Source organism: Lapidilactobacillus wuchangensis, from assembly GCF_003946645.1.
In the GTDB taxonomy this organism is placed as follows: domain Bacteria; phylum Bacillota; class Bacilli; order Lactobacillales; family Lactobacillaceae; genus Lapidilactobacillus; species Lapidilactobacillus wuchangensis.
In genome coordinates this window covers 1-10,041 of record NZ_RHOU01000023.1, presented here as the reverse complement: position 1 = coordinate 10,041, position 10,041 = coordinate 1, and the positions used below count along the sequence as shown (strand labels likewise).

General features: G+C 43.1%; 8 protein-coding genes. 5 read left to right on the top strand and 3 right to left on the bottom strand.

The genetic code is table 11. The features are described 5' to 3' along the window. Positions 1 to 321: 321 nt before the first annotated feature. A complete protein-coding gene (gene pepF / locus EKM82_RS10920) occupies positions 322 to 2,124 on the bottom strand; it encodes an oligoendopeptidase F (protein WP_164508269.1) in 1,803 nt (600 codons plus the stop codon). A 280-nt stretch (positions 2,125 to 2,404) separates the two neighbouring features. Here pepF and EKM82_RS10915 point away from each other — a divergent pair, with 280 nt between their 5' ends. Then, a complete protein-coding gene (locus EKM82_RS10915) occupies positions 2,405 to 3,469 on the top strand; it encodes an LCP family glycopolymer transferase (protein WP_125769371.1) in 1,065 nt (354 codons plus the stop codon). 602 nt (positions 3,470 to 4,071) lie between these two features. Here the strand turns inward: EKM82_RS10915 and EKM82_RS10910 are convergent. Both EKM82_RS10910 and EKM82_RS11725 read right to left on the bottom strand, forming a co-directional pair. Beyond that, positions 4,072 to 5,616 (bottom strand): ABC-F family ATP-binding cassette domain-containing protein, encoded by a 1,545-nt coding sequence (locus EKM82_RS10910; protein WP_125769365.1) that lies wholly within the window; start codon positions 5,614 to 5,616, stop codon positions 4,072 to 4,074. Positions 5,617 to 5,699: 83 nt separating this feature from the next. After that, positions 5,700 to 5,897, bottom strand: a complete 198-nt coding sequence (locus tag EKM82_RS11725; RefSeq protein WP_164508268.1) for a hypothetical protein — start codon at positions 5,895 to 5,897, stop codon at positions 5,700 to 5,702. Positions 5,898 to 6,562: 665 nt separating this feature from the next. Between EKM82_RS11725 and EKM82_RS10905 the strand changes: the two genes are divergently transcribed. The 4 genes from EKM82_RS10905 (at position 6,563) to EKM82_RS10890 (ending at position 9,766) form a co-directional block, all read left to right on the top strand. After that, positions 6,563 to 7,348 (top strand): RlpA-like double-psi beta-barrel domain-containing protein, encoded by a 786-nt coding sequence (locus EKM82_RS10905; RefSeq protein WP_318531091.1) that lies wholly within the window; start codon positions 6,563 to 6,565, stop codon positions 7,346 to 7,348. 141 nt (positions 7,349 to 7,489) lie between these two features. Beyond that, a complete protein-coding gene (locus EKM82_RS10900; protein WP_125769362.1) occupies positions 7,490 to 8,041 on the top strand; it encodes a TetR/AcrR family transcriptional regulator in 552 nt (183 codons plus the stop codon). Positions 8,042 to 8,344: 303 nt separating this feature from the next. Then, a complete protein-coding gene (locus EKM82_RS11720; protein WP_164508267.1) occupies positions 8,345 to 8,500 on the top strand; it encodes a hypothetical protein in 156 nt (51 codons plus the stop codon). Between the two features lie 333 nt (positions 8,501 to 8,833). Beyond that, positions 8,834 to 9,766: a Gfo/Idh/MocA family protein gene (locus tag EKM82_RS10890; RefSeq protein WP_125769356.1), complete on the top strand. Its 933-nt coding sequence runs from the start codon at positions 8,834 to 8,836 to the stop codon at positions 9,764 to 9,766. Positions 9,767 to 10,041 lie beyond the last annotated feature (275 nt).

The following is a 10,041-nucleotide window of genomic DNA, read 5'->3' as shown; positions in this document are numbered from 1 at the left end:
AAAAATAGAGTTGTCGCACCGATTTTTTGTACTATTTAACTATTTATTACTGATTGAATTGAGTTGATAAATCTCGCAAACATCGCCTTAATTGCTACAAAAGATTAAGTGTGCCAACTCAAGTCCAGACGGAATGGAGGGCGTGGTTGTCAGCCGCCAAATTTGTCTTACCGCTTTAGCGGTTAGACAAAGGCTCGTATTTGAGATTGTTGCGTAGCAATAAGCTCAAATCGACGCCGGCAGCGTTCCACAACCAGCAAGCCCGGAATGCAGTCAGAACCAGTTCTGTTTTACACCCTTACCAGAGTTGGTAACCCACAATTACTTGTTTGCCAGCAATTTTTCCAATTCATCCAACCGTTTAGCAAAGACTGCAAAAGCATCGGTCAAATAAGTTGGTTGGGTCATGTCGACACCAGCTTGTTGCATGGTCACGATTGAGTCCTGAGAATTGCCGGACTTCAAATAGTTGAGATAATGTTCAACGGCTTGTGGCTGGCCTTGAGTAATGCCGTTAGCCAAGGTTGAAGCGGCCGCAAAACCAGTGGCGTATTGGTAAACGTAATAATTCATGTAGAAATGAGGAATCCGCGCCCATTCCAAACTGATTTCTGGGTCAGAAATAACGGCATCGCCATAATAACGAGCATTGATCTCACCATATTGTTGTGACAGCGTATCAGCCGTTAAAGGAATTCCTTGGGCATCGGCAGTGTGCAAGAAATGTTCAAATTCCGCAAATTGGGTTTGACGATAAACGGTTCCCTTAAAGCCATCTAAATAATAGTTTAAGAGATAAGCACGCACCGTTGGATCAGTTTGAGTTTTTAACAAATATTCGGTTAATAAATTCTCATTCGTTGTTGAGGCAATTTCAGCCAAGAAAATCGGGTAGTCACCATATTGATAAGGCTGATTATGGCGCGTGTACCAACTATGAACACTATGGCCAGTTTCGTGAACTAAAGTGTAGAGATTACTAATATTGTCTTGCCAGTTTAATAGTTCGTAAGGAGCAGTATCATAAGCACCACCGGAATAAGCACCACTACGCTTACCTTTATTCTCAACGACGTCAATGTAACGATTGTTGAAGATTTCGTCAACGTGACTGAGATAATCGTCACCTAAAATGGCCAAAGCTTTTTTAGCTTCTTTTTTAGCAGCGGTAAAATCGTAGGTTAAGCTGGGTTCACCAGTTAGGGGCACGTACATATCATACATATGCAACTCATCAACGCCGAGCAATTGCTTCCGTAAAGCAACATAGCGGTGTAACAAATCAAGATGCTGATTTACTTGGCTGACTAAAGTGTCATAAACTTGTTCGGGAATGTGATTAGCCGCCATTGCCGCTGCCCGCGCGTTAGGATAATGATGAACCGTGGCTAAGTAATTGTGACTCTTGATTTCCCCAGTCAATGTTTGAGCTAAAGTATTTTGAAATTGGTCGTAAATGCTATATAATCCTTCAAAAGCACCTTGGCGAACGTCGCGATTGGTGGACTCGATCAAGGCACCATAAACACCGTTCGACAGTTGGACTGGATCGCCGGCTTCATTAACGACAAAAGGAAATTCTAGGTCAGAATTATTGAGCACGTTAAAAGTGTCGCGGGAAGCACCAAAGACTTCAGTCGCAGCGGTCACCAATTTCTCAGAAGCGGTATCTAACACGTGGCCTTTTTGTTCGCGTAAGTCGGCTAAGTAATGCTGGTATTCTTTTAATTTTGGCTCGGTTTGAACAAACTCAGCTAATTGCTGGTCGCTTAAGGCAATAATTTCTGGTTCAACAAAGGCTAAACTAGTGGCTACTGCGGTCGCTAATGAGCCAGCGCGGGCCGCCAAGCCTAAGTATGCTTGATTGTTGGTGTCCTGATCACTTTTCATGCTGGCGTATACGTAGACCTTTTCCAGGCGGCGGTATGTTTCGTGTAAGGCGACGATGCCTTGATAGAGATTAGTCGCTGATTGGCCAAGAGTGCCTTGGAATGAGGCCGTGGTGGCGGCTTGGTCTTTGACTTGTTGGAAATCGGCTTCCCAAGCTTGGTCATCTGGGTAAATTAAACTTAAGTCCCAAGTCAGTTCTTCAGGCACTTGGTCACGTTCTGGTAATTGTTGCACATTAGTCATGGCAGTTACTCCTTTAAGTAAATAATCAGGCCGCGATTCGCGCGGCTGGCGGCAATAATGGTTTAATCTCAGTGTATTACAATTAATCTTATTTTTCAGCGACTTTAATTAGAAAAAACATTTATTTTCAGTTAATTTACTTAAGAGTCTCTAAAAATAGGGTAAAAAATAGACATTCAATAGGCGGTTGTATTAATCTAATAGTAATCACAAGGGGGTTACGGGCATGAAACAACCACAACGAAAGCTGCAACGTAACGAATTATTAGCGATGAATAAAAAAGAAACGAAAAGTCGTCACTGGGGCCGGCTAGTTATTTTAATTGCCGTCCTAGTTGTTTTTGCGATTGGCGCTTACGCTTTACGGCTATATGGCCAAACTCGTAATGCCATCGAAGGGACTCATCAATCGATTGGTGAGAGCCAAGCGGCGGCAGCTGTTTTTAAGCAGAAGAAGCCATTCTCACTATTATTATTGGGGACAGATACTGGGGCTGAAGGCCGCCATGATCAAGGTAATTCCGATACGATGATCATCGCCACCGTCAATCCCACCACAAAGCAAGTACTGCTAACCAGTGTGCCGCGTGATACCATGGCCGAAATTATTGGCCGCAAGAATTTTACAGTTGCGAAAATTAACGCTGCCTACATGTATGGCGGCTCAAAAATGTCGTTACAAACGGTCAACAAGTTATTGGGAACCTCAATGGATTACTACATGACCATCAACATGGGCGGCCTGCAAAAAGTCGTCGATGCGGTCGGTGGTGTTGACGTCGATGTGCCGTTTGCATTTAGTTGGAATGGCTCAAGCTTTACTAAGGGTGCGATGCACTTGAATGGTAAACAAGCTCTCGATTACTCACGGATGCGCTACGATGATCCCGAGAATGATTACGGTCGGCAAAAACGGCAACGGCAAATTATTACGGCCGTCATCAAGTCAGCCGTTTCCACTGGTACCTTGACTCACTTCCAAGAAGTTTTAAAGGCTGTGACAAAGAATATGACGACCAACTTAACCTTCGACGATATGGTGCAGATTTTCTTGAATTATCGGACTGCTGGTCAGGATGTTAAGAGTGATTATATTCAAGGCGTGAATGCGTACATTGGCGATGCTTCGTACCAGATTGCTCCAACAAGTGAGTTGCAACGTGTCTCTGATAAGATTCATCAAGCTGAAGGCTTAGAGACAGTCACGCTTGATAATGAAGAAGTGCGGCAGAATAAGTTGAACGCCAATCAAGGGTTTGTGTTCACGAATCCGACGGTTGACCAAACCTTTACAATTTTCGATCAAAATAGTGATACCATGCCTTGGCAAGGGTGATGTAGTCAACGTTGCTATTAATTATTGAGAAATAGTGCTAAGACTTCCCCATTTGGGTAAGGTGGTTGCTGGGCGATTGTTTGGGCGTGGAACGCTGTGGTCATCGATTTGAGCTTATTGCTAGCGCAACAATCTCAAATACGAGACTTATTCTAAGCGATAAATCGCCAAGAATAATTTCACAGCTGACGCCAACCGCCCAGCAACCACCAGATAAAACTAACAAAATTGATCACTACTATTTGGCCAGGCCAGATTGTGGTGAAACAAAAACGGTGTGACAATTTCTACTGAAAGTAGAGTTGTCACACCGCTTTTTTGTGCTATTTAACTATTATTACTGATTGAATTGGGCTAACGAATCCCGCTATCATTGCCTTAAACACTAGCAATTGTGCAATGTACTATCTCAACTCCAGACGGAATGGAGGGATCTTGGCGTCAGCCGCCAAATTGTTCTTAGTGGCTGGGCCACTTAGAACAAGACTTGTATCTGAGACAATTTGGTTTCTAATTGGCTCAGATCAATGTCGGCCGCGTTCCACGCCAAGCAGCCCGGAATGCAGTCAGACGCAGCTCTGTCTCAACATCATCATCAGCTCTTACTTCTGATAGTCCTCAATATTAATCACTTTATCAATCCAGCTATCATCATAGAAATCCATTTCATGGGTAACCAGTAATGCGGCGCCGGGGAACTTTTGGATACCTAAACGTAAAGCACTCTTCGTGGCATCGTCTAAGTGGTTAGTTGGTTCATCCAAAATCAGCAGATTTGCTGGGGTCAGCATCAATTGTGCCAGTTTGATTTTTGATTGCTCACCACCAGAAAGCTCATTGATCGGTGACATGGCTTGTTGGGCAGTAAGACCAGTTCGCGCTAAAGCTTGTCGCAGGATTTTTGGTTTCTCCAAAGGATAGAGATCTTGTAAGTATTGGAGCGGCGTCGCTAATTTATGAGGCCACTGTAAGCTCTGGCTATAGTAAGCAATTTTCAAGGTAGGCGCTTTTTCAATTTCACCGCTCAGACTTGGTAATTCACCTAGTAAAGTTTTTAAAAGGGTTGATTTACCAACACCGTTGTAACCAGCGATAACAATTTTTTGCTCATTAGCTACGGAAAATTCCAGGGGCTTTTTATTCAGTGGCTGGTCGTAGCCGATGGTCAAATCAGTAGTGGTGATCAGAATTCGACTAGCGGTTGGTTCATAAGCAAAGTTGATCACTGGCTGAGCTAAACGGTCCGGCGTTTTTAAGACGTCCATATGGGACAGCTGTTTCTCACGAGAACGGGCTGATTTAGAACGCGAACCAGCCTTAAATTTGCGAATGTAGGCCTCAGACTTGGCAATTTGTTCCTGTTGCTTCGTGTAAGCACGCCGGTAAGCCAACGCGTTCGCTTCTTTTTGCTTGAAAGCAGACTCCAAGTCACCGGTATAACGAGTGATTTGGCCAAACTCAATATCAAGAATACAATTAGTGATTTTTTCAAGAAATTGATAATCGTGAGAGATAACCAAATAAGCACCGCTGAAATTCTGTAAAAAGTCAGTCAACCAATCGATGTGTTTCGTGTCTAAATAGTTGGTTGGTTCATCTAACAACATCATATCAGGTTGCTGTAATAGAAGTTTGGCTAAAATAATCCGCGACCGTTGACCGCCACTTAATTCGGTGACGTCGGTTTCCAAGCCCATATCAGTGATCCCGAGCCCAGTAGCGACTGTTTCAATCCGCGTTTCCACGTCATAAAAACCGGCTTCTTCCAAGCGTGTTTGGATTTGGCCGGCCTTTGCTAAATCATCATCATCTAAAGTTTGACTATAATTCTCGTAAATCTGATTCATTTTCTGTTCGAGGGCAAACATTTGCTCAAAAGCAGTCCGTAAAAATTCGCGAATCGTCAATCCTTTGGTCATATGGGCGTACTGGTCTAAATAGCCAATCTGCAAACCCTTTTGCCAAGTGATTTTACCGGAATCTGGCAAAATTTCGCCAGTTAGAATTTTGATCAAGGTACTTTTACCAACACCATTTTGACCGACAATGCCTAAATGATCGCCTTTTTCGACTTTGAAATTGGCGTGATCGTATAAAGTTTTGTCCACAAAAGTGTGGTTTAAATCTGTAACAGTTAATAAACTCATGGTTCGACTCCTTCATGACACTTACAAAAATATACCATTATATGGAAGAAATTGCCAAATTGTCGTAAAAACGTGACCTGATTTCATGGATACGCGTTCGAGAAAACGGGTAAAGATGATAAAACGGAATCGGTTCTGACTGCATTGCGGGCTTGCTGGTTGTGGAACGCGGCCGGCATCGATTTGAACCAATTGAAAACCACAATTGTTTCAAATACGAGCCTTTGTCTAACCGCTGAAGCGGCAAGACAAATTTGGCAGCTGACAACCACGCCCTCCATTCCGTCTGGAGTTGAGTTAGTGCACTTCATAGTTTTTAGTGTTTAAGGCAGTGTTAGCGGAATTCAGAAACTCAATTCAATCAGTAGTAATAGTTGAACGGTAACAAAATAAAGTGTGACAACTTTATTCTCAGTAGAGATTGTCAAATCGTTTTTGTGTCACCACAATCTGGTTTGGCTAAATAGTGGTGCTTTATTCTGCAAGTTTAATCCAGGCAGGGGCCCACCATGTTCCACACCCATTCAATCGCTGGGCCCCTGCCGTTTTCAACTAGGGAGCGACTTAAATCAATCAACCAAGTCCTACAATCGAAATAATCCACACTGTCACTAACTGGATACGATTCAACTTGGCAAAGCCCGACTAGACATGGCTTCTTAGCAGTTACCATAACGATAAGCATTTACCATCAATGTAACATTCGGCCAGGTATATTACGAAATGTTACAAAACAGCCAAAATTGTTGCAAAACCGCCGAATAGGCCGCTTCTTTACAGAGAGATTACAGAAACCACCCGAATGTGTCAATCAATTAACAGTGTTGCAGTGAGTCTGCTAACTTGTAATCTTACTGGTATTTGGTTGTTATACTAGCCCGCTATACTCTGTATTTGTTAAATGGAAACATGAATAGCTCGAAAAACGTAAAGGAGTCTTCTATTTATGACAAGTTTTACCCATAAAAAAAAGCACATTACTCGAATCGCATTCACATTTGCGATTGCAGTAGCTATTTTCTTCCCTAATCTAAATCTCGTTATTGCGGCGCCAAATGATGATGCAAACATCTATCCGTCGACGCAAGCCGTTCAACAAGTTACTTTCGCAAATCGTGTAGCTCGTGAATTAGATGCAAAGGATGCTGCACAAACTCGGATGGCACAACAAACTGCCAACAAAGCTGAACAATTAGCTGATCAGAAACAACAGGATGAAATTGCTCGTCAAGCTGCTGAAAAAGCTGCTGCCGAGAAAGCAGCCGCAGAAAAGGCCGCTGCCGAGAAGGCTGCCGCAGAACAAGCTGCTGCCGAAAAAGCAGCCGCAGAGAAAGCTGCTGCTGAAAAAGCCGCTGCTGAAGCTGCAGCCGCTAAAGCTGCCGCAGCTGCACAACAACAAGCTGCTGCCCAAGCACAAAGCGCTGCTAGCACAACTTCAACAAGCACCTCAACATCAACTTCTGGTACATCTAAAGGTACCTTCAAGATTAGTTTTTACGATCCAGCCGTTTTAGGCTCAAACATGGGTTACGGTGGGGTTGCTGCTAACTTAAGCATGTTCCCTAAAGGCACACGCTTAAAGATTTCAATGTCTAATGGTCAAGTTTTATATCGGACTGTTAATGATACTGGTTCTTTTGCTTATGCAAACCCATATCAATTAGACGTGGCAATGCCTAATAGCCAAATTCCTTCAGCTGGTATTTTATCAGCAACAGTCGAAGTATTATAAAATCGAATAATTACAAAAACAGCCTGCAACCATGCAAGCTGTTTTTTTGTGCGGTGGTTCATGAAGTGCGAACCTAACTTGATTTTTTTACCATGATGGTGCTATTCTTAACAAAAATACGTTTACCTGAGGAGCGCGGCGATGAGTACGACTGAGATAACTACCCGAGCATTTGTCCATGCGTTACTAGAATTAACTGAGCAACACGACTTTAGTCAAATTACGGTGTCAATGATTACCCGACAAGTAGGCATGCATCGACAAAGTTTCTATTACCATTTTCACGACAAGTATGAATTGCTGGCCTACACCTACCAGACCATTAGTTTCCATTATTTGGATAGCGGCAAGGTGACTTTCACTAACTGGCAAGCCCAAGTTGAAAAAATGTTGACCTCAATAGCCGAGCATCAAGCGTTCTATTTGAATACAACTGCTAGCGACCAAAATACGTTACTGCTAACCTTTTCGCGAGTGGTTCAAGGCCGCCTGCAAGATATGCTGACCGAATTGGATCCTGAACATCGGCTGTCAGATTATGATCGCCAATTCTATACGGAATTTTTTGGCTATGGTTGTGGTGGTGTGCTAGTCGATTGGATCAGCAACAATTTTGCCAGTTCGCCGCAAGAAATTGCCCAGAAATTATCGAAATTAGTCGCTGACTTGAAACACTACTCGCCATCACTGTGATACAGTCTAAAACTGAATCCGGTCTGACTGCAGTGCGGGCTGCTTGTCGTGGAACACGGCCGACGCCAATCACTGGGCCCTAACTTGAATAAACTAATAGAATTAAACACGACTTTTTAAAAAACAGACTATGGTAATAACAAAGCCTAATTAACAATTTTTCTAGTTTAACTAGAAATTGTCAATTAGGCTATTTTTATCTATCATTCAAACGTGTTAGCTATTGAAATCTGATTGAGCTATCATACATTACTGTCTCGAACACTAACCGCCGTGAAGGTGACTGACTCAACTCTAGATTGAATGGAGGTGTGGTTGTCAGTCGATGGCCGTTGCCGCAGCGCAATTGTTGCTGGCAAGTTAGCAATTTTATGGGCATCAGCACGTTTGGCTTGGGTGATCCGCCGGCGGGTATCAGTCGACATGACTGCCAAATATTTACGGGTGCTTCCCACATAAATGGTGTCCATCACCAGTGAGGATTTACCCGAACTAGAGCCGCCAGTGACGGTGACAAAAACATTTAGAAGAACATCAAATCAAGATTCTTTAAATTGTTTGCCCAGACACCACGAATTTCAATATCTTCAGGGATGTCCTGACGATGACGAATAGCCATAGTTTTAACTCCTTTTCTGGTATAATACTTAGTGGCACGCAGATTGGCTGTTGCAGTGTTGAATAGCAGCTAAGTTATACTGTCAGTTAAGCTCGTTCTAATATTTTCTTTGTCTGAGCTTAACTATCGGGGATAGCGAATCACTATCTATATAGAAGAAACGGAGTAGTCGCATGTTAAAAATTGGCGTCGTTGGTCTAGGCAATATTGCGCAGAAGGCTTATCTGCCAGTAATGGCAGCAATGCAGGATCAGGTTGAATGGATTTTATGTACCCGTAATTCTGATAAGCTAGCGCAATTAAAAAAGCAGTATGGGTTTCAGCAGTCTGCAAGTAGCGTGACGGAATTACTCGCTCAGCAGCCAAATGCGGTTTTCCTACACACACCAACAGCTACTCATGGGACTTTAATCCGTCAGTTTTTACTGGCAGGTGTCCATGTTTATGTGGATAAGCCCGTTAGTACTGATTTAGCTGAAGTAGCGGCCCTTTATCAATTAGCAGCAGAACGTCATTTGCTATTGACCTGTGGTTTTAATCGGCGGTTTGCCCCGCTAAACCAGCGCTTAGTTCAAGCAACACCGCCCAATGTCATCGTCGCCCAGAAAAATCGGCTGGCCACAGAGCAGCCAGTGGCGTTTGCAATATTTGATTTGCTGATTCATGTGGTGGATACGGGCTTGTATTTGGCAGGACCGCTTGATTTAACCACAGCAAAACGCCATTTTACGTTGACGACGAACGCTAATGGGATGTTAGCTTTTTGTGGCATTACCTTAACGACTGCTGATCAAACAATTTATTTATTAATGAATATGGATGCCGGTGTCAATCGCGAAATCACTCAAGTACAGCGGCCGACAGGAATGGCTGAGGTTATCGATCTGAGTCAGTTACAGTCGGCCAGTGCAGCAGGAGTCACCACAGTTCAGCTGCCAGATTGGACGCCGACGTTAACTCAGCGTGGTTTTGCGCCACTGATCAAAGCTTTCGTACAGGCTGTTGCTGACCAACATCCAACCAATCCAGTATCAGCTACAAGCAGTATCGCCGCTCATCAGTTATGTACGGAGTTATTGCAGTGGTGGCAAAATCCTGCTAAATAAGGATTCCTAGTATTAATTTCAATTTTTTTAAAATAATACTTGTCAGTAGGCATTTAATTTGCTAAACTATAAAAGTTGTGTTTTTCAGTTATTAAGTTTTTCGCTGCTAACTCGGTTGAAAAATATTGAAATTAGTTGTTGACTTATGATTGCTAAACATGCTATACTAATTGAGTTGCTGTTACAACGACAACAACTTGGTAGATCTTTGAAAACTGAACAAAGTTTCGAAAATGTGCAGGGCTCATGACAACTTCGGTTGTTGTGATCAAGTA

Coding starts and splice junctions, on each gene's coding strand:
- EKM82_RS10915 (WP_125769371.1), top strand. CDS start 2,405: ATGAATAAAAAAGAAACGAAAAGTCGTCACTGGGGCCGGCTAGTTATT.
- EKM82_RS10910 (WP_125769365.1), bottom strand. CDS start 5,616: ATGAGTTTATTAACTGTTACAGATTTAAACCACACTTTTGTGGACAAA.
- EKM82_RS11725 (WP_164508268.1), bottom strand. CDS start 5,897: ATGGAGGGCGTGGTTGTCAGCTGCCAAATTTGTCTTGCCGCTTCAGCG.
- EKM82_RS10905 (WP_318531091.1), top strand. CDS start 6,563: ATGACAAGTTTTACCCATAAAAAAAAGCACATTACTCGAATCGCATTC.
- EKM82_RS10900 (WP_125769362.1), top strand. CDS start 7,490: ATGAGTACGACTGAGATAACTACCCGAGCATTTGTCCATGCGTTACTA.
- EKM82_RS11720 (WP_164508267.1), top strand. CDS start 8,345: ATGGAGGTGTGGTTGTCAGTCGATGGCCGTTGCCGCAGCGCAATTGTT.
- EKM82_RS10890 (WP_125769356.1), top strand. CDS start 8,834: ATGTTAAAAATTGGCGTCGTTGGTCTAGGCAATATTGCGCAGAAGGCT.